This is a genomic window from Sulfitobacter sp. HI0040 (genome assembly GCF_001634885.1).
Lineage (GTDB): Bacteria > Pseudomonadota > Alphaproteobacteria > Rhodobacterales > Rhodobacteraceae > Sulfitobacter.
Genome location: NZ_LWEX01000003.1, coordinates 22,740 through 48,357, shown reverse-complemented (window position 1 = coordinate 48,357; position 25,618 = coordinate 22,740). Strand labels below are relative to the sequence as shown.

The 25,618-nt window shown below is 62.8% G+C and carries 28 protein-coding genes; 19 read left to right on the top strand and 9 right to left on the bottom strand.

The window, feature by feature from the left end; all coding sequences use genetic code 11:
• From A3728_RS00440 to trhA, 3 genes are all read left to right on the top strand, one after another.
• A partial coding sequence (locus A3728_RS00440) for a radical SAM protein (protein WP_150120589.1) occupies positions 1-716 on the top strand: 716 nt, incomplete at its 5' end.
• Between the two features lie 124 nt (positions 717-840).
• Positions 841-1,206 carry a hypothetical protein gene (locus A3728_RS00435; protein WP_236628069.1) on the top strand — a complete coding sequence of 122 codons (366 nt, stop codon included), beginning with the start codon at positions 841-843 and terminating at the stop codon, positions 1,204-1,206.
• 59 nt (positions 1,207-1,265) lie between these two features.
• Complete coding sequence (gene trhA / locus A3728_RS00430) at positions 1,266-1,895, top strand: PAQR family membrane homeostasis protein TrhA (RefSeq protein WP_067919226.1); 630 nt, start codon at positions 1,266-1,268, stop codon at positions 1,893-1,895.
• 11 nt (positions 1,896-1,906) lie between these two features.
• Here the strand turns inward: trhA and A3728_RS00425 are convergent, their stop codons facing one another.
• Positions 1,907-2,272, bottom strand: a complete 366-nt coding sequence (locus tag A3728_RS00425) for a YigZ family protein (protein WP_067919238.1) — start codon at positions 2,270-2,272, stop codon at positions 1,907-1,909.
• A 16-nt stretch (positions 2,273-2,288) separates the two neighbouring features.
• A complete protein-coding gene (locus A3728_RS00420) occupies positions 2,289-3,035 on the bottom strand; it encodes a M48 family metalloprotease (RefSeq protein WP_082857942.1) in 747 nt (248 codons plus the stop codon).
• A 123-nt stretch (positions 3,036-3,158) separates the two neighbouring features.
• Between A3728_RS00420 and A3728_RS00415 the strand changes: the two genes are divergently transcribed.
• The 3 genes from A3728_RS00415 to A3728_RS00405 all read left to right on the top strand — a co-directional run bounded on the left by A3728_RS00415 (position 3,159) and on the right by A3728_RS00405 (position 4,841).
• Positions 3,159-3,389, top strand: a complete 231-nt coding sequence (locus A3728_RS00415; protein WP_067919224.1) for a hypothetical protein — start codon at positions 3,159-3,161, stop codon at positions 3,387-3,389.
• Positions 3,390-3,404: 15 nt separating this feature from the next.
• The gene (locus tag A3728_RS00410) at positions 3,405-4,292 is read left to right on the top strand and encodes a branched-chain amino acid aminotransferase (RefSeq protein WP_067919222.1); all 888 of its coding nucleotides are present in this window, start codon (positions 3,405-3,407) and stop codon (positions 4,290-4,292) included.
• A gap of 90 nt (positions 4,293-4,382) precedes the next feature.
• Entirely contained in the window at positions 4,383-4,841 is a 459-nt protein-coding gene (locus A3728_RS00405; protein ID WP_067919219.1) for a universal stress protein, read from the top strand.
• A 37-nt stretch (positions 4,842-4,878) separates the two neighbouring features.
• Here the strand turns inward: A3728_RS00405 and A3728_RS00400 are convergent, their stop codons facing one another.
• A complete protein-coding gene (locus A3728_RS00400; RefSeq protein WP_067919217.1) occupies positions 4,879-5,238 on the bottom strand; it encodes a hypothetical protein in 360 nt (119 codons plus the stop codon).
• Between the two features lie 237 nt (positions 5,239-5,475).
• On the opposite strand from A3728_RS00400, the gene A3728_RS00395 reads away from it, so the two are divergent.
• The 9 genes from A3728_RS00395 to A3728_RS00355 all read left to right on the top strand — a co-directional run bounded on the left by A3728_RS00395 (position 5,476) and on the right by A3728_RS00355 (position 13,773).
• A complete protein-coding gene (locus A3728_RS00395; RefSeq protein WP_067919216.1) occupies positions 5,476-6,036 on the top strand; it encodes a NifU family protein in 561 nt (186 codons plus the stop codon).
• Positions 6,029-6,640 carry a tRNA (adenosine(37)-N6)-threonylcarbamoyltransferase complex dimerization subunit type 1 TsaB gene (gene tsaB, locus A3728_RS00390; protein ID WP_067919214.1) on the top strand — a complete coding sequence of 204 codons (612 nt, stop codon included), beginning with the start codon at positions 6,029-6,031 and terminating at the stop codon, positions 6,638-6,640. The genes A3728_RS00395 and tsaB overlap by 8 nt, the downstream gene beginning before the upstream one ends.
• Positions 6,637-7,065 (top strand): GNAT family N-acetyltransferase, encoded by a 429-nt coding sequence (locus A3728_RS00385; protein ID WP_067919212.1) that lies wholly within the window; start codon positions 6,637-6,639, stop codon positions 7,063-7,065. The genes tsaB and A3728_RS00385 overlap by 4 nt, the downstream gene beginning before the upstream one ends.
• Before the next feature lie 154 nt (positions 7,066-7,219).
• Positions 7,220-8,215, top strand: coding sequence for a BMP family lipoprotein (locus A3728_RS00380; protein ID WP_067919210.1), 996 nt, complete (start codon positions 7,220-7,222; stop codon positions 8,213-8,215).
• A gap of 2 nt (positions 8,216-8,217) precedes the next feature.
• On the top strand, positions 8,218-9,846 hold the full coding sequence (locus A3728_RS00375) for an ABC transporter ATP-binding protein (protein WP_067919208.1): 1,629 nt from the start codon (positions 8,218-8,220) through the stop codon (positions 9,844-9,846).
• Between the two features lies 1 nt (position 9,847).
• On the top strand, positions 9,848-10,978 hold the full coding sequence (locus tag A3728_RS00370) for an ABC transporter permease (RefSeq protein WP_067919206.1): 1,131 nt from the start codon (positions 9,848-9,850) through the stop codon (positions 10,976-10,978).
• Positions 10,978-11,946, top strand: a complete 969-nt coding sequence (locus A3728_RS00365; RefSeq protein WP_067919204.1) for an ABC transporter permease — start codon at positions 10,978-10,980, stop codon at positions 11,944-11,946. The genes A3728_RS00370 and A3728_RS00365 overlap by 1 nt, the downstream gene beginning before the upstream one ends.
• A gap of 88 nt (positions 11,947-12,034) precedes the next feature.
• The gene (locus A3728_RS00360) at positions 12,035-12,952 is read left to right on the top strand and encodes a sulfite exporter TauE/SafE family protein (protein ID WP_067919202.1); all 918 of its coding nucleotides are present in this window, start codon (positions 12,035-12,037) and stop codon (positions 12,950-12,952) included.
• A complete protein-coding gene (locus A3728_RS00355; RefSeq protein WP_082851110.1) occupies positions 12,952-13,773 on the top strand; it encodes a TIGR02186 family protein in 822 nt (273 codons plus the stop codon). The genes A3728_RS00360 and A3728_RS00355 overlap by 1 nt, the downstream gene beginning before the upstream one ends.
• Positions 13,774-13,806: 33 nt before the next feature.
• Here the strand turns inward: A3728_RS00355 and A3728_RS00350 are convergent, their stop codons facing one another.
• The 3 genes from A3728_RS00350 to A3728_RS00340 all read right to left on the bottom strand — a co-directional run bounded on the left by A3728_RS00350 (position 13,807) and on the right by A3728_RS00340 (position 18,264).
• Entirely contained in the window at positions 13,807-15,345 is a 1,539-nt protein-coding gene (locus A3728_RS00350; protein WP_067919200.1) for an ATP-dependent DNA helicase, read from the bottom strand.
• 134 nt (positions 15,346-15,479) lie between these two features.
• Positions 15,480-16,760, bottom strand: a complete 1,281-nt coding sequence (gene ccrA / locus A3728_RS00345; protein ID WP_067919198.1) for a crotonyl-CoA carboxylase/reductase — start codon at positions 16,758-16,760, stop codon at positions 15,480-15,482.
• 112 nt (positions 16,761-16,872) lie between these two features.
• Entirely contained in the window at positions 16,873-18,264 is a 1,392-nt protein-coding gene (locus tag A3728_RS00340; protein WP_067919196.1) for a 1-acyl-sn-glycerol-3-phosphate acyltransferase, read from the bottom strand.
• Positions 18,265-18,388: 124 nt separating this feature from the next.
• Between A3728_RS00340 and A3728_RS00335 the strand changes: the two genes are divergently transcribed.
• The 3 genes from A3728_RS00335 (at position 18,389) to A3728_RS00325 (ending at position 21,859) form a co-directional block, all read left to right on the top strand.
• Positions 18,389-19,306: an alpha/beta fold hydrolase gene (locus tag A3728_RS00335; RefSeq protein ID WP_067919194.1), complete on the top strand. Its 918-nt coding sequence runs from the start codon at positions 18,389-18,391 to the stop codon at positions 19,304-19,306.
• A gap of 155 nt (positions 19,307-19,461) precedes the next feature.
• Entirely contained in the window at positions 19,462-21,429 is a 1,968-nt protein-coding gene (locus tag A3728_RS00330) for a protein meaA (protein WP_067919192.1), read from the top strand.
• Between the two features lie 4 nt (positions 21,430-21,433).
• Positions 21,434-21,859: an H-NS histone family protein gene (locus A3728_RS00325; protein WP_330220248.1), complete on the top strand. Its 426-nt coding sequence runs from the start codon at positions 21,434-21,436 to the stop codon at positions 21,857-21,859.
• A 49-nt stretch (positions 21,860-21,908) separates the two neighbouring features.
• Here A3728_RS00325 and A3728_RS00320 read toward each other — a convergent pair whose 3' ends face one another.
• Positions 21,909-22,250, bottom strand: coding sequence for a DUF3140 domain-containing protein (locus tag A3728_RS00320; RefSeq protein WP_067919188.1), 342 nt, complete (start codon positions 22,248-22,250; stop codon positions 21,909-21,911).
• Between the two features lie 110 nt (positions 22,251-22,360).
• Here A3728_RS00320 and deoD point away from each other — a divergent pair, with 110 nt between their 5' ends.
• Positions 22,361-23,071 (top strand): purine-nucleoside phosphorylase, encoded by a 711-nt coding sequence (deoD, locus tag A3728_RS00315; protein WP_067919185.1) that lies wholly within the window; start codon positions 22,361-22,363, stop codon positions 23,069-23,071.
• Between the two features lie 9 nt (positions 23,072-23,080).
• Here the strand turns inward: deoD and A3728_RS00310 are convergent, their stop codons facing one another.
• Entirely contained in the window at positions 23,081-23,923 is an 843-nt protein-coding gene (locus A3728_RS00310) for an urea carboxylase-associated family protein (RefSeq protein WP_067919183.1), read from the bottom strand.
• Positions 23,920-25,572 (bottom strand): FAD-binding dehydrogenase, encoded by a 1,653-nt coding sequence (locus A3728_RS00305; RefSeq protein ID WP_067919180.1) that lies wholly within the window; start codon positions 25,570-25,572, stop codon positions 23,920-23,922. Before A3728_RS00305 ends, A3728_RS00310 begins: the two co-directional genes overlap by 4 nt.
• Positions 25,573-25,618 lie beyond the last annotated feature (46 nt).

The following is a 25,618-nucleotide window of genomic DNA, read 5'->3' as shown; positions in this document are numbered from 1 at the left end:
AACCCAAGCCCCGAGCGATCCAANATCGCGCGCATATCACCGATCTTGCGCGCGACCTTGGATCGCTCGGGGCTTGGGTTCGGCTGCATTACGTCTATCCCTATCCGCATGTGCGCCAGCTTATCCCGCTGATGGCCGACGGGCAGAGCGGCGTTCTGCCCTATCTCGACATTCCTTTCCAGCATGCCCATCCGGAGGTGCTCAGGCGGATGGCGCGGCCCGCTGCCGCCGCGAAAACGCTGGATGAGATCGCGGCCTGGCGCGCGATCTGCCCCGATCTGACGTTGCGTTCCACTTTCATCGTCGGCTACCCGGGAGAGACTGAAGCAGAGTTTCAGGTCCTTCTGGACTGGCTGGATGAGGCGCAGCTCGACCGTGTGGGCTGCTTTCAGTACGAAAACGTGGCGGGTGCCCGCTCAAACGATCTACCGGATCACGTCCCCGACGAGGTAAAACAGGATCGCTGGGACAGGTTCATGGCCAAGGCACAGGCCATTTCCGAAGCCAAGCTTGCAGCGAAAGTCGGCCGCCGCATCGAAGTCATCGTGGATGAGGTGGAGGAGGACGCCGCCACATGCCGGACAAAGGCCGACGCCCCCGAGATCGACGGTAACCTCTTCATCGACGAAGGGCACGAAACGCTGCGCGTCGGTGACATCGTCACGGTAGAGGTCGAGGAAGCAGGCGAATACGATCTGTGGGGTCGCCGGGTCTGACTTCGCCCCTGTCACAGAACATTGCCGCCCCTAGATATAGGGGTCCAGCGCAGCGAAAACACAACGACCTTGAATTTGTTCCCTAAACGTTCTATATGCGAAAGAACGAAACGGAGAACGGTCAATGTCTTTCCAGCCCCAGTTTCCCGGCATCTTCGATGCCCCCGTCGCAAAGAACGCAGCGGCTGAAGATGCCGCCACCCCCGACGCCCTGCCCGCGACCGAAAAGCAGATCCATTATGCGCAGGCGCTGGCCCTCAAGACCGGCGTGAAGTTCCCCGCCGATCTGGCCCGGAACCGCGCGGCCCTGTCCCGGTGGATCGATGCGCAAAAGTCCGCCCCCGCATGCAAGTTCACCAACTACCCGTCGTCCAAACAGGTGGCCTTTGCCGAGCGGATCGCCCGGCTCAAAAGGCAGCAAATTCCCCCCGAATGTTTCCGGGACCGGACGATGATGTCGCGCTGGATCGACGGCAACAAACCGCGCTGAGCGCACTTTACTCAAGGTCAGATCTGGCAAGTTTCCGCGAAAAGATTAGGTCGCTTTTCATGGCCTATCCCACTTCCATCGCCGAAACGGTCGCAGACGGCACGGTGCATGTGCTGGGGCTGGCATTTGCCATTCCCGCCAGCATCTTGCTGCTGCTCCATGCCTCGCAAACCGGGGCCCCGGTGACGGCGACGGCGCTTTACGTGGGCAGCATTCTGCTGTCTTTCGTGGCCTCCGCCATTTACCATCTGCTGCCTTTCGACAGGACGCGCCCCTTTCTGGGCCGGATCGACCATGCGGCGATCTACTTCAAGATCGCCGGGACCTATACACCGCTCGTGGTGCTGATCGGGTCGGGCTTTGCCTATGGCATCCTGGGCGTGATCTGGACGCTTGCGGTGATCGGTGCGGTGGCGAAGCTCTGGTTCTGGCGGCTCGATGCGCGTGGCTCGCTTGCGCTCTATCTCGGGATGGGTTGGCTCAGCGTGCTGCTTGTCTGGCCCATGTGGGAACGTCTGCCGGGAACGGCGCTCGGCCTTATCGCGGCGGGCGGATTGATCTATTCGCTCGGTACGATCATCTATGCGCACGCCGGGATGCGCTATCAGAACGCGATCTGGCACGGTTTCGTCCTGACCGCCTCCGCCGCCTTCTTCGCGGCCATCGCGATCAGTCTGCAGCCCGTATGATCTGACAAAGGCTACCTTGTGTCGCCCGCCAGAGTGTCCAGATAGGCCCGCACGCAACTTTGCACGTGGCGAAACCTGTCGCCGCCCAGATGTTTGCCCCCATACCAACGGGTTACGACGACAAGGTGATCCTCCAACCCTTCGCGTTCCAGCATCCGCAGGATGACCATTCCCGCACCGCTTTCGCCGTCATCCGCCTTGGCGGCACCCCCGTCCGACAGGATTGCGCCCCAGGTGTTATGGGTGGCCTTGCTGTAGGGTTTGCGCCCTGCGAGTTCCGCGACAACTGCATCGATCTGCCCCCGGTCGGCGACAGTGGCACCGGAAACCGCATAGCGCGATCCCCGGTCAGACAGAACGACGCCCAGTTCGCGCAACACGCCCCGCGCCGGATCAAAGACCGGCTGCAGTGCGTCTCACGGTATCGAGGCGGGATGCGTTGGGCGGATGGGTCCCGAGGAACTTGTCACCCGGATCGGGGATGCGCGCGAAGAATTCGGCCCCGCGCAACGGATCATACCCCGCGCGCGCGGTGATGATGGTGCCCAGCGCGTCGGCCTCCAGTTCGAAATTTTTGGAATAGCTCCGCGCCCCGACCTGCGCGCCCAGCCGCTGAGCCGATTGCACGGCGGAGGCATTGCCGCCGCTCAACGTCGCCAGCCCGGCGAAGATCACGGCACCGGCCACGGCATTCTGCTGCTGCCTGTCGATATGACCCGCGATATGGTGCGCGGCCTCATGGCCCATCACAAAAGCCAGTTCATCCGCGTTGCGGGCGTCAGAGATCAGCCCCAGCGTGAAGGCGATCACCGGTCGACCGGCGCGATCGACGGTCTGGTAGGCGTTGGCGGGCTGGTTCGGGCGGTCATCCACCACGATGTTGAAATCGCAGTTGATCTGCGATGTGCGCGCGCGGCACTCGCGCTCCGCCACGGGTTCGACCGTGCGCACCACGCTGACGAATGTACGTGCGGCCTCGGCGGTGGACAGGGTGTTGGGCCGCTGGTCCGGGCGGGACGCGGGGGCGGGCACAGGGGCCGGTTGGCCACCGGTCGGCACCGGCTGTTGCGGCACCGGCGCCACGTCACAGGCCGCGAGCAATCCGGTAGTTGCCAGCGCGGCCAGTACGGTCCTCATCATCGGGCGGTCCTCCATCGGTATCTCTGGCGCTCAAACTAACACGCCCGTCGAGGGCCGCCACCCCGTTCACGGCGATTTCACCCAGCCGCTTGCATTGATCCGCCGAAGGCATAGTCTGCCCCCATGTTTACCATCGAGCACGAATTCGACGCCACCGTGATCACCCTGATCGACGAAGGGGAATCCCCGCTTCGGGAAGATGTGACCGTGCATGCCTTCGACAGCGAGGTCACGTTCGAGCAATGGGACCCGAGGACAGATCGGGTCGCCAAAATCACCTTGTCCCCGGCCCAGTTGCGTGATCTGGCTGCGGCATTGAATCTTCCCGAAGGCACCTATCGCAGCGCGCCCTGAGCACAGGACATTCCCATGGCCACAGGCACAAACATTCGCACCTATTACGAGGGCACTTGGCACGAAGGCGATGTACCCATCATGAAGGCGGCCGATCACGGCGCCTGGCTGGGGACGACGGTCTTCGACGGGGCGCGAATGGTCGATGGGCTGGCGCCGGACCTGCAGGCGCATTGCGCCCGGGTGAACCGCTCTGCCGCCGCGCTGATGATCACGCCGACCGTGACCACCGATGATATCGTCGCCATCGCGCGCGATGGCCTCGCGCGGTTCCCGAAGGAGGCGGCGGTCTACATTCGCCCCATGTACTGGGCGATAGAGGGCGGCGATCTGGGCATCGTGCCGAAGGAAGGCGCCACCGGCTTCGCCCTCTGCCTCGAAGAGATCCCCATGGCCCCTCCCGAGGCCGCCACCACGCTGACGCGCACCCGTTTCCGCCGCCCGGTGCTGGAGGACAACGTGGTCAACGCCAAGGCCGGGTGCCTCTATCCCAACAATGCCCGCATGATGGTCGAGGCGCGCGCCAAGGGCTTCGGCAACGCTCTGGTGGCGGACGCGGCGGGCAACGTGGCCGAAACCGCCTCCGCCAATGTCTTCATGGTCCGCGATGGAGAGGTCTTTACCCCCATTCCCAACGGCACATTCCTTGCCGGGATCACCCGGGCGCGTCATATCGCCAACATGCGCGCCGACGGAATGACGGTGCATGAATCCGTGCTGTCCTTCGATGATTTCCACGCCGCGGACGAAGTTTTCCTGTCCGGCAACATGATGAAGGTCACGCCGGTCAGCGCCTTCGATGAAACGCGCTATGGCACCGGTGCCAATCAGAACCCTGTCACCCGCCGGGTACGAGAGATGTACTGGGACTGGGCCGCCTCCTCCGACGCTGCCGGAAGCTGATACGACGGGCCACGGCAACTGACGCGCGGGAGCCATTGCCAGCCGGTGCCCGGCGCGCCATTATCGCCGCGGCCCTTTTCGGAGTACGACATGCGGAAGTTTCTGGTGGTGCTGGACGACAGCACGGAATGTCTGAACGCGATGCGGTTCGCGGCCCTGCGCGCGGCGCGCACGGGGGGCGGTGTCGCGGTTCTCTCCGTCATTCCGCCGGATGAATTCAATCATTGGATCGGCGTTGGCGAGGTGATGCGCGAAGAGGCCCGCGAAAGGATCGAGGTACATTTCGAGGTTTTCGCCAAGTGGATGCGCGACAAGCAGGGTGTGGAGCCGGAGCTTGTCATCCGCGAAGGCGTGCCTGCGGACGAGATCGTCCAACAGGTGATGGACGATACCGAGATTGGCGTTCTCGTGCTGGGCGCCAGTTCGGACAAGAAAAAAGGCCCCGGCCCGCTGGTAACCCAGTTGTCCCGCAATGCGGGCACGCTGCCCGTCCCCATTACCATCGTGCCGGGCAATCTCAGCAAGGAACGGCTGGAAGCGATCACCTGATCAGGCGCGCCGTCCCTGAGGGCGGCGCGACCGGGCGTCAGGCAGCGAGGCCGGGTTCGACCGCCAGCGGCTGGGACGCGGGCACGACCGGAGGCGTGCCTGCCTTGCGCACACTACGGATGAGAACGGGTGTGAAAACGACCGCTGCTGCTGCCAGTGCCGCCACCGGAAGGAACCACATGACCGTGCCCGCGGTGAAGGTCTGCGGCGTCAGCGCCGCCTTCACGAGAAAGCCCAGACCGACGGGTGCCATCATCGTCAGCGTCACGCAGAACAGCATGCTGAGACCGGGAAGGCGCGTCCAGCGGGCGGGCACGGGACGGCGATGCGCGGCGAACCCCGCGGCAAACAGAAGCGTGCTGGCGGACAGCACACCCAAACCAAGCAATATGTCCATGATATGATCCAGAAAAGATGCAGCGCAGCCGCTTTGGCCATCGGGCCGGACGACTCATGCATCGATGGCTGCTATTTACCCTGTAATGCACTGCGCTCAAAGCGAATTATTCAGCCCGGGCCCGCCATTCGGCGCTGCGGCGCCTATTGCGGGACCAGCTTTTAGAATCGTTCCAAACCTTGACTCGTCATGGCATGCTGCGCATATCAGTCGCATCCCGATGCAAGGAATAGAACAATGTTCATACAAACAGAATCCACGCCGAATCCGGCGACGCTGAAGTTCCTGCCGGGCCAGACCGTGCTTGAGATGGGAACCGCTGACTTCCCCTCCCCCGATGCGGCGGATGCCTCTCCGCTCGCGACCCGGCTTTTCGCCGTCGACGGTGTGGCCGGGGTGTTCTTCGGCAATGATTTCGTCACCGTGACCAAAGCCGACAATGTCGAATGGGACCATATCAAACCCGCTCTGCTCGGTGCGATCATGGAGCATTTCCAATCCGGTCAACCGGTCATGGCTTCGGGTCATGAACATGCCTCCGGCCACGCGGCCCATGACGGCGAAGACGGTGAGATCGTCGGCCAGATCAAGGAACTGCTGGACAGCCGGGTCCGCCCCGCCGTGGCGCAGGACGGGGGCGACATCACGTTCCATGGCTTCGAGCGCGGTGTCGTCTATCTGCACATGCAGGGTGCCTGCGCGGGTTGCCCCTCTTCCACGCTGACGCTGAAGATGGGCATCGAGAACCTGCTGCGGCACTACATCCCCGAGGTCACAGAGGTGCGTCCGGTTGCCTGACGCGCCGCTTATCCTCGCTTTCGACACATCGGCCGCGCATTGCGCGGCCGCTTTGCTCTCCGGCGACCGGATCATCGAAAGCGCGCGGGAAGAGATGGCGAAGGGTCAGGCCGAACGGCTGATGGGCCTTTGTGCAGAACTGTTGAACGCGGCAGGCGCAGCCTATGGCGACCTTTCCGCGATCGGAGTAGGGATCGGGCCGGGGAATTTTACCGGCATTCGCATTTCAGTGGCGGCGGCCCGCGGTCTGGCCTTGGGGCTAGGCAGACCCGCGGTGGGAGTTTCCGCCTTCGAGGCGCTGCGCTACGGGCATGAAGGCCCCTGTGTCTGTGCCGTGGATGCGCGCCGGGGACAGTTGTTCGTGCAGGGTTTTGGCAATCCGCATCTGGCAGAACCCGCGCTGCTGGACGAAGGCAACCTGCCCCCGTTCGACGGGCCGTTGATCGGGGCGACCGGACAGGCCCCCGCCCATGGGGTGGCCGAGGCCACCGCACGTGTCGCCGCCACCCGCTACCGCGATGCGCCGCCCCGGCCCGCGCCGCTCTATCTGCGCCCCGCAGATGCCGCCCCGGCGCGGGATACCGCCCCCGCCCTGTTGTCATGACCCCCGTTGAACTGGCGCAGCTTCATGCTGCAGCCAACGATCGCGACCGGCCTTGGACGGCCCGTGAATTCAGCGACCTGCTCACCGGCCCCGGCGTAGGGCTCTGGACGGCTGGGGGCGGGTTTGCGCTGACCCGCACCGTCGCTGGCGAATCCGAATTGCTGACGATCGCCGTGGCCCCACAGATGCGCCGCAAAGGCATTGCCCGCCGTCTCGTCCAGGACTGGCTGGAAGCGATCGGGGATCAGTCCACCTGCGCCTTTCTCGAGGTCGCGGCGGATAATGTGGCGGCGCGAAACCTCTATGACAGCCTCGGCTTCGCGATTGTGGGGACCCGTCCTCGCTACTACGCCCGCAGGGATGCGGCCCCGGCGGATGCACTGGTCATGCGCCTCGAACTGGACAGGCGGAACCGCAAGAAATAGGCCGCTGCACGGGGCTGAATCGCGCGGCTGCCGCCAAGAAAGCGGTTGACCCCGAAGCGCGGCTGCGTCCTAATTTGCATCTGATCGCGCGACAGCGTGGACGATGGGCAGTGGCAGCGCCACGCCCCAAAATAATGACCAAGGGAGAGACCATATGACCCTCATGACGAAATTCCTCGGCGCGAGTGCCGCATTGGCACTGGGTGCCGGTGCCGCGATGGCCGAACCGGCCCTGATCTTCGATCTGGGCGGCAAGTTCGACAAGTCTTTCAACGAAGCGGCGTTCAGCGGCGCGCAGCGTTGGGCCGAAGAAACCGGCGGCGAATTCCGCGAGATCGAGCTTCAGTCCGAAGCCCAGCGGGAGCAGGCGCTCCGCCGCTTTGCCGAATCCGGCGCCAACCCCATCGTGATGACCGGCTTTGCCTTTGGTGACGCACTGGGTCAGGTGGCCGCCGACTATCCCGAGACCGATTTTGTGATTATCGACATGGTCGTTGACGAACCGAACGTCCGCTCCGTCGTGTTCAACGAACACGAAGGGTCCTACCTCGTGGGCATGATGGCCGCGCAAGCATCCGAATCCGGCACCGTCGGCTTTATCGGCGGCATGGACATCCCGCTCATTCGCAAATTCGCCTGCGGCTACGCACAGGGCGTCAAGGCCATCGACCCGGATGCCGAGGTGATCGCCAACATGACCGGCACCACCCCTGCCGCATGGAACGATCCGGTCAAAGGGTCCGAACTGACGAAGGCGCAGATCGCGCAGGGCGCGGACGTGATCTATGCCGCGGCGGGCGGCACCGGCGTGGGCGTGCTGCAGACAGCCGCCGACGAAGGCATCCTTTCCATCGGCGTGGACAGCAACCAGAACCACCTGCACCCGGGCAAGGTCCTGACCTCCATGCTCAAGCGCGTGGATAACGCCGTCTATCAGGCGATGTCCGACGGCCCCGGCATGGAAAAGGGCTTCAACGTGATGGGCGTCGCAAATGAAGGCGTGGGCGTCGCGATGGACGACAACAACAAGGACCTCGTCTCCGCCGAAATGAAAGCGTCGGTCGATGAAGCGGCGGCGAAGATCGCTTCCGGTGAGTTGAAGGTCCACGACTACATGTCGGATGACAGCTGCCCCGATCTGAGCTTCTGATCGTGACACCAGCGAAGACATCGGGGCAGCCGGAAACGGCTGCCCCTGCCATTGAACTGAAGGGTATTTCCAAGGCTTTCGGCCCGGTTCAGGCGAACAAGGATATTTCGATCCGGGTGCAGCCCGGTACGATCCACGGCATCATCGGTGAAAACGGTGCCGGAAAATCGACGCTGATGTCGATCCTTTACGGCTTCTACAAGGCCGACAAGGGCGAGATCTTCATCGGCGGGCGCAAGACCGACATCCCCGACAGCCAGGCAGCCATCGCAGCCGGGATCGGCATGGTATTCCAGCATTTCAAGCTGGTGGAAAATTTCACGGTGCTCGAGAATGTCATTCTGGGGGCCGAAGACGGGGGCTTGCTGAAACCCTCGCTCGCCAAGGCCCGCAAGAGCCTGATCGAACTGGCGAACGACTACGGCCTCAAGGTGGACCCGGATGCGTTGGTGCAGGACATCGGCGTGGGAATGCAGCAGCGGGTGGAGATCCTCAAGGCGCTCTACCGCCGCGCCGATATCCTGATCCTCGACGAGCCGACGGGCGTTCTGACCCCGGCAGAGGCAGACCAGCTTTTCCGCATTCTCGGGCGGCTTCGTTCCGAAGGCAAAACCATCATCCTGATCACCCACAAGCTGCGCGAGATCATGGAAATCACCGATACCGTCAGCGTCATGCGGCGGGGCGAAATGACGGCCACGGTAAAGACCGCCGAAACCGAGCCCGCAGAACTGGCCGAACTGATGGTTGGGCGCAAGGTGCTGTTGCGCGTGGACAAGACCCCCGCCGCCCCGCGTGACGTCGTGCTCGACGTGAAAAACCTGCACGTTGTGGACGACAAAGGCGTCGAACGGCTGCGTGGGATCGACCTTCAGGTGCGCGCTGGCGAGGTGCTGGGCATCGCGGGTGTCGCGGGTAACGGGCAATCCGAACTGCTCGAAGTGCTGGGCGGATACAAGACCGGCACCGGCAGGATTCATCTGAACGGCCAGCCGCTGGACCTCTCGGGCGCCGGCGCAGACGGACAGTCGCGCCGGGCGCGCGGGATCGCCCATGTGCCGGAGGACCGCCAGCGCGAAGGTCTGATCATGGATTATCAGGCGTGGGAGAACACCGCCTTCGGCTATCACCACGACCCGGCCTATCGGAGTGGCTGGCTTATGAACAACGCCGCGATCCGCGAAGATACCGCCGGCAAGATGGAACGTTTCGACGTCCGCCCCCCGAACCCCCGCCTTGCGGCCAAGAACTTTTCAGGCGGCAACCAGCAGAAAATCGTGCTGGCGCGGGAAATCGAACGCAATCCCGACCTGCTGCTGATCGGCCAGCCCACGCGCGGCGTGGACATTGGTGCGATCGAATTCATCCACCAGCAGATCGTGGCGCTGCGCGACCGTGGCAAGGCGATCCTGCTCGTTTCCGTCGAACTGGAAGAGATCCTGGCACTGTCGGACCGCATCGCCGTGATGTTCGACGGAAAGATCATGGGCGAACGCCTGCCGCAGGAAACGGATGAAAAGGAGCTGGGTCTGCTGATGGCGGGCATTACGGATACCGATCGGCCTCACTCCGTCGCGGAGGTGGAGGACAACCTCGCCCATGCGGGCGGCGATCCGCACAAGGAGGTCTGATATGGACGTGATGCCCAAATGGGCCGAGGTCATCCTCGTGCCGCTCATCTCGCTGCTGTTGGCGGCTGTGATCTCCGCGCTGGTGATTCTGGGCATCGGGGAAGACCCGGTGGCCGCCGTCAAGCTGATGGTTCAGGGCGCGCTGGGGTCCACCTATGGCTGGGGCTACACGCTCTACTACGCGACGAACTTCATCTTCACCGGGCTTGCCGTTTCCATCGCCTTTCATGCGCGGCTGTTCAACATCGGCGGCGAAGGTCAGGCAATGCTGGGCGGGCTGGGGGTGGCGCTGGCCGCGCTCTATATCCCGTGGCCGCATTGGTCGCTTGCGCTTCTCGGGGCGACGGCGGGCGCAGCACTTTTCGGGGCGGCCTGGGCGGCGATCCCCGCGTGGCTGCAGGCCAAACGCGGCAGCCATATCGTGATCACCACGATCATGTTCAACTTCATCGCGGCAGCCCTGCTGAACTATGTGCTGGTGAACCTGATGCGGCCCAAGGGCAGCATGGACCCCGCGACTGCGCGCTTCCCCGAGGCCACGAACCTGCCCACGCTGCATGATCTGCTTGCCCCGCTGGGTATCAGCTTTTCCCGCGCGGCCCCGGCCAACGTGTCCTTCCTCGTGGCGATCCTCGCCTGTGTTTTGCTGTGGCTTCTGATCTGGCGCACGCGTCTGGGTTACCAGATCCGCGCCTATGGATTTTCGGAAAGTGCCGCGCGCTACGCGGGCATATCGCCGGTAAAGATCACGATGATCACCATGCTGATTTCCGGCGGGCTGGCCGGGATGATGGCGATCAACAACGTGATGGGCGAGGCCGAGCGCCTTGTTCTCAACGCGACCGAGGGCGCGGGTTTCATCGGGATCGCCGTGGCGCTCATGGGCCGGTCGCATCCCCTGGGGGTTTTTATTTCCGCCATCCTGTTCGGCTTTCTCTATCAGGGCGGCGCGGAGCTTGCGCTCTGGACGTCGATCCCCCGTGAATTGATCGTCGTCATTCAGGCGCTGGTCATCCTGTTCACCGGCGCGCTCGACAACATGGTGCGCATGCCGCTTGAACGCATATTCCTGAGCCTGCGCCTCCCCCGGGAGCCGAAGCCGGAACGCAAGCCGGTGGAGCCCGCGAACTGATGGATTACACCACCCTCATCCAACTGCTCGATTCCACCGTCCGGCTGGCGACGCCCCTGCTGCTGGCCTGCCTCGCCGGGTTGTTTTCCGAAAGGGCGGGCATTTTCGACATCGGGCTCGAAGGCAAGATGCTGATCGCCGCCTTCTTTTCCGCCGCCGTGGCCGCGCTGACCGGGTCTGTCTGGCTGGGGCTGGGCGCGGGGATACTTTCCTCACTCAGCCTTTCGGCCATTCACGGCGTGGCCTCCATCACCTTCCGGGGCAACCAGCTTATCTCCGGCGTGGCGATCAACTTCCTCGCCGCCGGGATGACCGTTCTGATCGCGCAGGACTGGTTCAAGCAGGGCGGGCGTACCCCCTCCCTGATGGGCGGCGCCCGGTTCGAGACAATCACCCTGCCCTGGGCCGAAGCCCTTGCCCCCGTGCCAATCATCGGCCCGCTTTACGCCGACCTCATCTCGGGGCATCCGATCCTCGTCTATATCGCTTTTGCCTGTGTGCCGCTCACGTGGTGGATCCTGTTCCGCACGCGGTTCGGCCTGCGCCTGCGCGCGGTCGGGGAAAACCCTGCCGCCGTGGACACCGCAGGCGTTTCCGTCGTCGGCCTGCGCTATGCCGCGGTGGCGATCTGCGGCGTGCTCTGCGGATTGGCGGGCGCCTACCTCAGCACCGCGCTGCAGGCCGGTTTCGTGAAGGACATGTCGGCGGGTCGCGGTTTCATCGCGCTGGCGGCGCTGATCTTCGCCAAGTGGCGGCCTTGGTACGCGCTTTGGGCGACCCTGCTCTTCGGGCTGTTCGGCGCGCTGGAAACCCGCCCCGATGTGATCGAGGCGTTGACCTCATTGAAGGTGCAGGGCCAGCTTCTCGGCGCGTTACCCTATGTGATGACAGTGATCATCCTCGCCGGGTTCGTCGGAAAGGCCATTCCACCCCGCGCCGGGGGCGAACCCTACGTGAAGGAAAGATAACGCCAGTTGGACCGCGCCGCTATGTCCTGATCGCGGCAGTGCAGCATAAACAGTTGATTTTGTCCGCCCGCCCGCGATAGTGGACGCCATGCAAATTTACCTGCCCATCGCCGAAGTTTCGGTCAACGCCTTCCTGCTGCTGGGCTTGGGCGGGATGGTTGGCGTGCTGTCAGGCATGTTCGGCGTGGGCGGCGGGTTTCTGATGACGCCGCTGCTGTTCTTCATCGGGATCCCGCCCGCCGTGGCCGTCGCGACGGAGGCGAACCAGATCGTCGCCTCCTCCTTTTCGGGGGTGCTTGCGCATTTCAAACGCAAGACGGTGGACCTGAGGATGGGCACCGTGCTGCTGATCGGCGGGCTCATCGGGGCAGCGCTTGGCGTTGCCGTCTTCAACTACCTCAAAGCGCAGGGGCAGGTCGATCTGCTGGTTAAGCTTTCCTACGTCGTCTTTCTGGGCATCATCGGCGCGCTGATGTTCGTTGAATCGCTCAACGCCATTCGCAAGACCCGTAAAGGGGGCCGCGCGGGCAAGCGCAAGAAACACAACTGGATCCACGGTCTGCCCTTCAAGATGCGCTTCCGGGTCTCCGGCCTGTATATTTCAGTTATCCCGCCGGTGCTGGTGGGTATCACCGTGGGCATCCTTGCCGCGATCATGGGTGTGGGCGGCGGTTTCATCATGGTACCCGCCATGATCTACCTGCTGGGCATGCCCACGAAGGTCGTCGTGGGCACGTCGCTCTTTCAGATCATCTTTGTCACCGCCTTCACCACGATGCTGCATGCCACGACGAACTACACCGTTGATATCGTGCTGGCTGTTCTGCTGCTGGTCGGCGGTGTGATCGGGGCGCAGATCGGCACGCGGATCGGCGTGAAGATGCAGGCCGAACAGCTGCGCATCCTGCTTGCACTGCTGGTGCTAGGCGTCTGTGGCAAGCTCGCGCTCGACCTGCTGTTGCAGCCGGCGGAACTCTACACCCTCGGGACAGGGGGCGACCACTGATGCGCGGGTCTTTCCGGCGCATATTGGGGGCAGTCGCCCTGTCGCTCACACTCGGCCTTGCGTCTGCGGCGCTTCCGCAGGAAGCGGACGGCGTGGAAGACCAAGCCGCCCCGGCCGAACAGATCGTTCTGGGCCTCAGCCAGGCCGAAGTGGCCATCACCACCAACTTCAACGGCTCAGAAATCCTCGTCTACGGGGCTGTGAAGCGCGAACAGGCGATCCCCGAAGGCCCCCCGCTGGAGGTCATCATCACCGTCGCCGGCCCGTCGCGGCCCGTGATGGTCCGCCGCAAGGAACGCCGCTTCGGCATCTGGGTCAACACAGATGCGGTGGAAGTCGATCAGGCGCCCAGCTTCTATGCGGTGGCCACCAGTGCGCCGCTCAACGACATCCTGAAACGGATCGAGGATCTGCGCTACAAGATCTCGATCCCCAGGGCGATCCGCTCCGTGGGCGCGCCCATGACAATCAGCGATTCAGCCAGTTTCACCGATGCACTGATCCGTATCCGCAGCGGTTCGAACCTCTATCAAGTGGTCGAAAACGGGGTGGTGGTGGACGAACAGACGCTGTTCCGCGCCGCCATCAGGCTGCCTGCCGCCCTGACCGAAGGCGACTACGTGACCCGAATTTTCCTCACCCGGGGGGGCGAGGTTGTGGCCCAGCATTCCACCAGCATCGACGTGCGCAAGGTGGGGCTGGAACGCTGGCTTTTCACCCTCAGCCGGGAAAACGCGCTGATTTACGGGCTGATGTCACTGGCCATCGCCATCGCGGCGGGATGGGGCGCCTCCGCGGTCTTCAGTCTGTTGCGGCGGTAGGATGCAGCCGTCCCGGCGACTTATCCGAAATACTCACCCCGCCGCCGCGTCATCCTCTTCCAGCGTCAATGTGGGTGCCACCTGCACTTTCAGGTCATCGACACGCAGGGGTTCCGTGGGCCGGGCCAACCGGTTGCGCACGACCCAGACCAACCGTTCCTGCGCGCGGGTAATCGCCACATAGGCGAGGCGTTTCCATAGCGGCTGCCCCGCCTCCATCCTGCCCATGCGGGCGGCGGCATAAAGGTCGGGGGCAAAGACCTGCACCGTGTCCCACTGGCTGCCCTGTGCCTTGTGGATCGTTACCGCCGCACCGTGCAGGAAGGTGGCCCCCATGCGCGCGGCAAAAGGGATGAAGGGTTCCTCCTCCTCCGGCTTCTCGATCTTGACGATGCTGGCGGCGCTGACCTGCGGGTCCTCGGCCCCCATGACGTGCAATCGGCTGAAACCGGGCTTTCGGCCCTCGCCGAGGTAGACGACCTGCGCGCCCTTGATCAGGCCCCGCGCTTCGAGGTCGAGCCGCTTCTTGCGGTGCTTCAGCGGCAGCTCCAGCCCGTCACAAATGAGTGGCTCCCCGGGGAGGAGAGCATCCTCCGGCGCGCCATGTACCGACCGGAAGGCGTTGATCAGGCGGATGCGCGTGGCGTTGCGCCAGACAAGGACAGGGCTGCGGGCCATCAGGTCAACCTCCACCCGCTGGCCCCAGACCACGCGTGGATCACGACGCGCCGCGTCTTCGACCATACGCTCGAAGGTCTCGAAGCTCAGATCCGGATCACCCAGCGCATGGGCAAGATCGAGGATCGGGTTGTCCGCATCCTGACGGAACACTCGGTCGAGGTGGATCACCCGCTTCTTGGGCAGCTTGTCGAAGACCATGGTCCCCGACTGGTTCACCGGGGCAAGCTGCGCGGGGTCGCCGAACAGCAGAAGCGTGGGGAAAATTTCCTTGAGATCGGCAAATTGCTTGTCGTCCAGCATCGAGCTTTCATCGACGAAGCCGATGTCCAGCGGCTCTTCCCGCCGCTTCCAGCCGGTGATGAAATCGCTGCCCCGCAGCCCCGCGGCGGCCAGCGCGCCGGGGATCGACTTGTTGCTGGCGTAGAAGGCCGCCGCCCTGTCCAGCGCGAGTTCCGTCAGCCCCGCGATTTCGGGCCGCTCGCCCTGCCCCGCCAGCCATTCAGCAATGCGTTCATACTCGGGGTCGTAGACCGGGGTATAGAGAATGCGATGGATCGTCGTGGCCGGCACGCCGCGCAACCGCAGCACGCTGGCGGCCTTGTTGGTGGGCGCAAGGATCGCAAGGCTCCGCTTGTCGCGCCGCTTGCGGGATTCGTAGTCCCCGCTGACGACCTCCACCCCCGCCGCGTCCAGCGCGCGATAAAGCTCGGCGAGCAGGAGCGTCTTGCCCGACCCGGCCTTTCCGGTGATCGCCATCACCTGTTCCGTCCCGCCCTTCGGCGGGTGCAGCAGACTTTCGTCCAGATCGACCCCGGCGTCGCGCAAAAGAGCGGTCACCGCGTCATGGGCGGTGGCCTGATCATGGGAATATGTCACTGCCGTTTCACTCATCGCCGAACCCTATGCCACCCCTGCCCGGGGGGCCAGAGCCGACAGCCTCGACAGGCCTGTCTGCTGCGACGGGTTCACTAAAAACCCGCGCGCCGGGGTCCGGCACGCGGGTGAATGTCTTACGTGGCAGTCGTTCAGCGACGCGCGTCGAGGCAGTCCTCAAGCGTGCGCAGACCCGTGGTGGGCGCCTGCACGAGCACCGACATGTTGCCGGGCTTGTGCTCGTTGCGCATCATCTTCATGTGCGCATCGGGCAGATCGGCCCATGTGAACACCTCTGACATGCAGGGATCGAGGCGCCGCTCCAGCATCAGCTTGTTGGCCGCCGACGCCTGCTTGAGGTGCGCGAAGTGGCTGCCCTGCAGACGCTTCTGGTGCATCCACATGTAGCGCACGTCGAAGGTCAGGTTGAAACCGGAGGTACCCGCGCAGATCACGACCATGCCGCCCTTTTTCACCACGAAGGTGGAGACGGGAAAGGTCGCCTCGCCGGGGTGTTCGAACACCATGTCGACGTTCACACCCTTGCCGGTGATGTCCCAGATCGCCTTGCCGAACTTGCGCGCTTCCTTGAACCACTCGGCATATTCCGGCGTGTTCACCGTGGGCAATTGCCCCCAGCAGTTGAAGTCCTTCCGGTTCAGAACGCCCTTGGCGCCCAGATCCATCACGAACTGCCGCTTGCTTTCGTCCGAGATGACGCCAATTGCATTGGCGCCCGCCGTGTTGATCAGCTGGATCGCGTAGGAGCCGAGACCGCCCGAAGCGCCCCAGACCAGTACGTTCTGACCGGGCTTCAGATCATGCGGCTCATGGCCGAAAAGCATCCGGTAAGCGGTTGCGAGCGTCAGTGTATAGCAGGCCGCCTCTTCCCAGGTCAGGTGCTTGGGGCGCGGCATCAGCTGCTGGCTCTGCACGTTGGTGAACTGCGCGAAGGAGCCATCTGGCGTCTCGTAGCCCCAGATCCGCTGGCTGGAGGAATACATCGGATCGCCGCCGTTGCACTCTTCGTCGTCGCCGTCATCCTGATTGCAGTGAATCACAACCTCGTCGCCGACCTTCCAGCGCGTGACCTTTTCGCCCACGGCCCATACAATGCCGGAGGCATCGGAACCGGCGATATGGAACGGCTGGCCGTGGCCATCGAAGGGGCTGATCGGCTTTCCGAGCGAGGCCCAGACGCCGTTGTAGTTCACGCCCGCGGCCATCACGAGCACCAGAACCTCGTTGCTGTCGAGCGTCGGGACGTCGACGACTTCTTCCTGCATTGCCGTATCGGGTTCACCATGGCGTTCCCGGCGGATGGCCCAAGCGTACATCTTCTTCGGGACATGACCCATGGGCGGCATTTCACCAACCTCGTAGAGGTCCTTTTCGGGCGCCTCATAGGCGGCGATTGTCGTATCCAGTGCCATCAGGCCCTCCTGTTCGTCATCAGTTTTGCCGCGCCGCAGAATCGGGGGCCGCGCTTATCCAATATGACCCTGGACGAAATATTGCAACCTCATGAGGGGTAATTTTGTAACTTTATGACCGAGCGGACGCAGAAATTTGCGCCGCAGGTGCAGCATCTTCTTCCATGAAATGGGCGACGGAATTGGCGTAGAACCGCAGGACCTTGCTTTGGTTTTCCGCGATTCTCCAATGACCTTCGTGGGAAAATATCAGCCCCCGCTTAAGCATACGGTGGATCGCCTGCTGCACCTCTTCCTGGAGGTTCGCGGATTTGACCACCCGGTTTGGCTCCGGCACCCGGTCCAACAGGCTGCGCACAGCGCCCGTGACGCCATCGGTGTCCAGCAGTTCGTCCTGCAGCAGGATGTGTGCCACCAAGGGCACGGCAGGCACGGGCATTGCATCCTCGATCCGGGTCATCAGGTGGCGGGACAGGTTTTCAACGCCGTCCTCGGCCGCCGATCGCAGCGAGACCGGTTCGCCAAAGGCCACCGCGGCCACTCCGAAACGTGTGTCCTGCCCGCGCAGCCGCTGCCAGAGCTTGCGCAAAATGAACCGGACGATAACCGTGATCCGCGCGCCGAAACGCCGATCCCCCCGTTCATGCGCCGCGATAAGCACCCGGTCTTCGAGAACGCGGTCATAGTTGATCGCAACCGGTACGAAAACGACGTCACGGGCATTGGCCCTGTCGAACCCTTCGACCACGTAGGCGAGCAATCCCATCTTCGGCGGCTGCAATCGCCCGTCGAGGCTGAGCCCCCCTTCGGGGTAGATCGCCTGCGTCACGCCGCCCGCGATGGCCAGTTGCACATAGCGCGCCAGCACTTTCCGGTAGAGCGCGCCCCGGGACCGGCGGCGGATGAAATAGGCCCCCATGGACTTGATGAGCCTGCTCAACGGCCAGACCCGCGCCCATTCGCCCACAGCATAGGACAGGGCCGAGGACCGCGCGGCCAGATAGGTCACCAGCACATAGTCCATGTTGCTGCGGTGGTTCATGATGAAAACGACCGTCGCATCGCGCGGGATATTGGCGAGCGTGGCATCGTTGCTGTCCGCCGTTTCGATCCGGTAGACCGAATTCGCCAGAAGCTTCGCCACGCGGATGCCGAAACTGAAATAGGCAAAGGCGGAAAAGCTCGGGACGATTTCGCGCGCGTAGTCCTTCGCCTTCTCGAAGGCGACGTTTTCCGGCACGCCGTTTTGCTCGGCATAGGCCACGATTTCACGCGTCACTTCCGGATCGTAGATCAGCCGCTGGATCATGTCGTGCCGCCGGGCGAGCTTGAAAGGCTCGATGGGGCGGGTGAGGCGGGTGTTGAGCTGTGCAACCGCCTTCTCCAGCCGCCTGCGGAAAAACCAGCGGACCGAGGGAAACAGAAGATGGCTGGCTGCCGTCACCGCGGCAAAGAGCATGATCAGGATAAAGAGCCAGAGCGGCAGGGTGATGGTCTGTGTCATGGCGCGAGACTGACAGGGAATCGCCCCTGCATCCAGTTTTAACGGCTTCGTGAAGGAGTTTACGGAACGTAGAGTGGCTGCGCCGGATTGGGCCGGTGTAGTTAATGTAACAAGGACATATAGTATGCAAACCTATTCGAAGACGTTTCTTTCCGCTGCCCTTGGTCTTGGCATCGCCACCGGCGCCCTCGCACAGACAGCCGCCGAACGGCTTGTCCTGCCCGCCCCTGCTGACCGTGATGGCGAAACGGTTTCCGTGAACGGTACGGACATCTTCTATTCCAGCTCCGGCGAAGGTGATGCCATCGTGCTCTTGCACGGCTATCCACTTTCAGGCGCGCTATTTGAACGTGTACGCGACAAGCTCGATGACAATCACCGGGTGATCACGATCGATCATCGCGGTTACGGCAATTCCACCACCCCCGAACCGGTGGACGGCATCGGCCCCTATGCCGAAGACGCGCTGGCCGTACTGAAGGAGTTGGGAGTCGAGAAAGCCGTGATCGGCGGCATGTCCATGGGTGGGCCAATCGTATTCGAGATGTACCGTCAGAACCCGGATGTCTTTTCCGGCGCGATTCTGATCGATACGAACCACAATCCCGCCAATGCGATTGAAAAGGGCATCTGGAACGGCACGCTGGAAACGCTGAAGGGCGAAGATGGCGGCGTCGACAAGATCATTCCCTTCCTCATGCCCAACATGCTGACGGGCGAAACCCGTCTGGTAGAGGCACCCGCGCAGGTCGACTATCTGACCGAAGCGATGAAGCAGGCGTCTCTTGACGGAGCCATCGGTGGTGCCGTGGCGCTGCGGGACCGCCCCGACAGCACAGAAACAGTGAAGAGCATGGATATCCCCGTGCTCGTTCTGGTTGGCCGTGAAGATACGCTTTATCCCGTGGCGATTTCACAGGCGATGGCTGATGCCGCACCCCAAGGTGAAATCGCGGTGATCGAAGGCGCGGCCCATGCCGCCGTGTTCGAAGCGCCCGAGGAAAGCGCCGCTGCCATCATGAACTGGATGTCCAAGATGTAAGCAAGCGCCAAGCGCTTTTTGCATCGCCCGAAGGCGCGCAGCATAGGTTGCGCGCCTTCATTTTTTGCCGCAACGCAGCGAATTGACCCGCCATAAAGTTTCCCGTATCAAGCGACTGACGCAATATTGTTGCTAACGCAGATACGAGGTTCGAGATGTCCCAACCGCAAAAAGACCGCCCCTGGCTGATCCGCACCTATGCCGGACACTCCACGGCGGAAGCGTCCAACGCGCTTTATCGCACGAACCTCGAAAAGGGGCAGACGGGCCTTTCAGTGGCCTTCGATCTGCCGACCCAGACGGGATACGACAGCGATCACGTCCTTTCCCGGGGCGAGGTGGGCAAGGTCGGGGTTCCGGTCTGCCATCTGGGGGACATGCGCACCCTTTTTCAGGACATCCCGCTGGAAAAGATGAACACCTCCATGACGATCAATGCCACGGCTCCATGGCTGCTCGCCCTCTATATCGCGGTGGCAGAGGAACAGGGCGCCGATGTCTCGGCGCTTCAAGGCACCGTTCAGAACGATCTGATCAAGGAATACCTCAGCCGGGGGACCTATATCTGCCCGCCCGCCCCGTCCCTGAAGATGATCGCCGATGTAGCGGAATACTGTTATCGCGAAGTTCCGAAATGGAACCCGATGAACGTGTGTTCCTATCACCTGCAGGAAGCCGGCGCGACGCCGGAACAGGAATTGTCCTTTGCACTTGCCACGGCCACGGCGGTTCTGGATGCATTGCGCCCCCGCGTTCCCGAAGAGGACTTTCCCGCATTGGTTGGGCGGATCTCATTTTTCGTGAATGCCGGTATCCGATTTGTGACCGAAATGTGCAAAATGCGCGCATTCGTGGATCTTTGGGATGAGATTTGCAGGGATCGCTACGGCGTGGAAGATGCAAAATATCGCAGATTCCGATATGGGGTTCAGGTGAATTCGCTCGGCCTTACCGAACAGCAGCCGGAAAACAATGTTTACCGAATTCTGATCGAAATGCTGGCCGTCACACTTTCCAAAAAGGCGCGCGCCCGTGCCGTCCAATTGCCGGCCTGGAACGAAGCGCTTGGCCTGCCGCGCCCCTGGGACCAGCAATGGTCCATGCGGATGCAACAGATCCTCGCCTATGAAACCGATCTTCTGGAATTCGACGACCTGTTTGACGAAAACCCGGCAGTAGACGCCAAAGTGGCCGAATTGAAAGAGGCCGCCCGTGCGGAGCTTGCACATCTCGATGGGCTTGGCGGCGCGATTTCCGGCATCGAGTACATGAAGGGCCGTCTTGTCGAAAGCAATTCGGAGCGCCTTGGCCGGATCGAGGCGGGCGAGACCGTCGTCGTCGGTGTGAACAAGTGGCAGGCGGGTGAGCCTTCCCCCCTGATGACGGGGGATGGTGGCATCATGGTCGTTGATCCGGCAGTCGAGGCGCAACAGATCGCCCGGCTTGAAGAATGGCGCTCCGAGCGAGACGCCGAAGCGGTCGAGAAAGCGCTGGCCGATCTGCGTGCCGCCGCCGCCGAGGGGCGCAACATCATGCCCCCTTCCATTGCCGCTGCGAGGGCGGGTGTTACCACAGGCGAATGGGCTGCGGAAATGCGCAGCGCCCACGGGGAGTATCGCGGCCCCACCGGTGTCGCGACCGGGCGGTCCAACAAAACCGAAGGACTGGACGATCTGCGCGAGGCAGTTGACACGGTCAGCGCGAAACTGGGTCGCCGCCTGAAGTTTTTGGTCGGCAAGCCCGGGCTCGACGGTCATTCCAACGGGGCCGAACAGATTGCCGTTCGCGCTCGCGATTGCGGGATGGACATTACCTATGAGGGTATTCGCCTCACACCAGAAGAAATCGTTAACGCGGCATTGAAAGACGAGGCCCATGTGGTCGGGCTTTCCATTCTTTCAGGATCGCATATTCCGCTCATCGAGGATTTGATGGAACGGATGAGGAATGCCGGGCTGGGCCATGTCGCGGTAATCGTGGGGGGAATCATTCCCGAAGAAGATGCAGCTCGCCTGCGCGCTATGGGGGTTGCACGGGTCTATACGCCGAAAGATTTCGAATTGAACGTAATCATGAAAGACATTGTTGCCCTTGCGGATCCCGCTGCAGTTGCAGCCGAATAGCACAATGACACAAATAGGTCTTTGCGAATGGAAAGGAACTGCTGTATTTCGAAATAGCATTAAACAGGAAGGGACCCTAATGGCTGTCGACTTAAGCAGCATGTCGCGTAATCAGTTGGAAAAACTGCGAGACGATGTGGATAACGCTATTGAAAAGGCGAAAGAGAAAGATCGTGCCGATGCGAAATCGGCGGCCGAAAAGGCTGCTGCGCAGTTCGGTTTTTCGCTCGACGACCTGACAGGTGGCAGCGGGGGCATGCGCCGGGGCGGCAAGAAATCCGCACCGAAAACCGTTTCCCCGCCCAAATACGCCAATCCCGCCGACCCCAGCGAAACATGGACCGGAAAGGGGCGGCAGCCGAAATGGTATCGTCAGGCCATGGATGACGGGATGAAACCCGAACAGCTCGAAATCAGAAAAGACACCTGATTGATCGGCTCAACGGCGGACCGGGGGAAAGCGGCCCGCCGTTTTGAAATCAGGCGCAGCCATCGTCCTTCAGCGGATCGTGGCCCCAATTCTTCAACGAATATTCCCAGTCGCTTTGTTCAGGGTCCTTCGGCACCTGCGCACAGTGACGCGCGATGTATCCCACGACTTTAGCCATGTGATCCCAGTCGTTATCCGACAAATCGTCCTTGTTGGTGTTCTTGATCTCGACGATGCGCCGACCGGATTTATGCCCGGTACTTTCGCCACCGTCTGAATCCCCTACCGATTTGCTTTCTTCGGTCTCCAGCCAATCTTCCAACTCGGCGGGGGCCATGTTGACCCGTTCTTGCCATTCGTCCCAGATCTCGTCGCGGGATTTATCGCTCATGTCCGTCTCCTGCATTTACCTGGGAAAACGGGTGGAACCGGGGGTTGTTCCCGTCTTGCCGTCTGCGGTACCTGCGGGCAATCTGGCGGCTTGCAGCAGGAGGACGACGAATGACCGTGCATATCGGGGCGCAAAAGGGCGAGATCGCCGAAACCGTATTGATGCCCGGCGATCCCTATCGCGCCCGCTGGGCCGCAGAAACGTTTCTGACCGCTCCCAAGCTGGTTAACGAAGTCCGTGGCATGTTGGGCTATACCGGAACGTGGAGGGGCAACCGCGTCACCATCCAGGGCTCCGGGATGGGGATGCCTTCGCTATCGATCTACGCGAACGAATTGATGCGCGAATACGGGGCCAAAACGCTGATCCGCATAGGCTCCTGCGGGGGCATGCAGCCGCAGGTGAACATCCGCGACGTGATCATCGCCATGACGGCGAGCACGCTCACCTCCCCCTCGGCGGGTTTTTTCCGCGAACTCAATTTTGCCCCCTGCGCCGACTGGCCCCTGCTGAAAGCGGCGGTGGCAGCCGCTGAACGCCGCGGCACGCCCACCCATGTGGGGGGCATCTATTCGTCTGACGTCTTCTATGCGGAGCGTTCCGACCTTGATGAGCAGATGGTCCGCCACGGGATACTCGGCGTCGAAATGGAAGCTGCAGAGCTTTATACATTGGCGGCACGGCATGGTTGCCGCGCGCTGGCAGTCCTGACCGTTTCCGACCATCTGCAAACCGGTGAGGCGCTGCCCTCCGATCAGCGGGAAAAGAGCTTTGGCGATATGGTCGAAATCGCGCTGGAGGCTGCGTTTCCTCAGGGCTGACAACGCGGATCAGGTGCCGTGGGTGCGGTCGTAGGTGGTGGGGGGCGGCGGCGTCCATCCATCCGGCGCACCATCCGCAGGTCTGAGGATTTCGACTCGCAGGGGATAGCACGCGGCCACATCCGATGAATGTTCGGCCGAACAATCCCCCCCGGGGCAGGTGCTGAGCGCGCCCAGCAGGTCCTGCTCGGCGAAAAACTCGATGTAATCGCCCGGGCGCACCGGGCTTGCCTTCATGAAATACTGGCCCGTATCGCGGGTGAAGCCCGTACACATGAAAACGTTCAGCACATCGTGCACATGGGCTTCGGCCTCTTGCGCGGTCTGACCTAGATGCCCGGCGAGCGCGCGGGTCAGATTTGAATGGCAACAGTGGTGATACTGCCCGCCCGAAAGCAAGGCATGGGTATAAGGATCGCAGCGCGTGCCGATCACGTCATGCACGCCCCCGCCAAAGGCATCCATTCCGTACCAGTCCAACGTGTCATGGGTAATGGTCGCCAGTGGGCGCATATGCGGAAAACTGGACCAGAGCCTGTCGCCGGTGCTGACATGCGTCCCATGAAGCGCGCGGGTCTTGCCCGAATAGAATCGTTCGGACAGATCATCTGCGTTCCACAGGTTCAGATCCCCCACCTGCGGCCCTTCGATGGAATGAATGCGAAAGAAATGCCCGGCGGGCACGCGAAAGGTCCGGGCATCGCGCGGGGGCACGATGACCTCATCCAACGGCACCAGCGTATCGCGCGCGGCCTCGTAAAGCTGCATGTCCGGTCTGGGCAAGGTCTGGACCGGGTAGCAGATCACGGGGGTGACGGCGCGGCGAGCTTCGGCATCCTCTGGCGGTTTCACGCGTTGTCCCCCGCGATACGGCCCGAAAAGATGCACCCCCCGAGGAAGGTCCCTTCGAGCGCGTTGTACCCGTGATAGCCGCCACCGCCAAAGCCGCATACTTCACCCGCAGCGTAAAGCCCGTCGAAGACTGCCCCGTCGGGGGTGAGCACCCTGCCCTGAATGTCCGTATGCAGCCCGCCCAGCGATTTGCGGGTCAGTATGTTGAGCCGCACCGCAATGAGCGGCCCGTTGGCCGGATCGAGAATCGCATGGGGTTTGGCGGTGCGGATCAGTTTGTCCCCCCGATAGGCGCGGGCGCCGCGTATGGCGGTGATCTGCGCGTCTTTGGCGAACGGATTGGTAAGCTGCCCGTCCCGCGCCGCGATCTGCGCCTTGATATGCGCAGGATCGACAGGGGCGTCGGGGGTCAGCGCGTTCATGCGGGTGATAAGGCTGTCGATGTCATCCGCTACGATGAAATCGGCGCCCTTCTGCTTGAAGGCTTCGACCGCGGGGGTCGCGCCCTTGCCAAGGCGGGTCTTCAACACCTCGCTCCACTTTCCGGAAGTGAAATCGGGGTTCTGTTCCGACCCTGAAAGCGCGAATTCTTTCTCGATGATCTTTTGCGTCAGGATGAACCAGCTGTGTTCCCCCACGGACAGGATGCGGCGCAGCGTCGACAGCGTGTCAAAGCCCGGCAGGCAAGGCGCCTCCATCCGGTCGCCCTTTGCATCGAACCAGAGCGAGGAGGGCCCCGGCAGGATGCGGATACCGTGGTTCGGCCAGATCGGGTCCCAGTTCTGCACGCCTTCGCAATAGTGCCACATGCGGTCTTCGTTGATCAGGTCGGCCCCCGCCGCGCGCGCGATTTCGTGCATCTGCCCGTCAACGTAATCGGGCACGCCCGCGACCATGGTTTTCGGCGGCTGGCCCAGACGGTCCGTCGGCCAGTGTCGGCGCACCATGTCATGGTTCCCCCCGATCCCCCCCGTGGTGAGGATCACCGAATCCGCCGCATAGCTGAAATCGCCGGTCACCTCGCGCGACGTGCTTTCCCCCCGGGGCTTGGTTGTATCGGCAAGCACCTCGCCGGAGAGGCCGGTCACCCGACCATCCGTCACGTCGAGCGCGGTGACCCGGTGGCGGAAGGCAAGCGTCAGATGCCCCGCCGCCGCATGTTCCGTCATCAGCTTGGCAAAGGGCGCGACGACCCCGGTGCCGGTGCCCCATGTGATGTGAAACCGGGGCACCGAATTGCCGTGCCCATGCGCCTGTGCGCCCCCCCGCTCGGCCCAGCCGACAACCGGGAACCACGTCAGCCCGATGCGGGAAAGCCAGTCCCGCATGTCGCCCGCTGCCCATTCGACGAAGCGTTCGGCATAGGCGCGCGGGTTCGCATCTTCCGCCCGGTCGAACTGCGCCGATCCCATCCAGTCTGCCAGCGCAAGCTCGGCACTGTCCTTGATGCCCATGCGGCGCTGTTCGGGCGTATCCACCATGAAAAGACCGCCCAACGACCAATAGGCCTGCCCCCCAAGGCTCTGCGGCCCTTCCTGATCGAGCATCAGCACCCTGCGTCCCCGCAGTACCGCCTGATGGGCAGCGACCATCCCGGCAAGCCCCGCGCCCACGATGATCACGTCGAATTTCTTGGAAAGTTCAGTCATATGGTCCCCCCGCGCCGCAAACCTAGACCGCGGCACGCGGGACTGT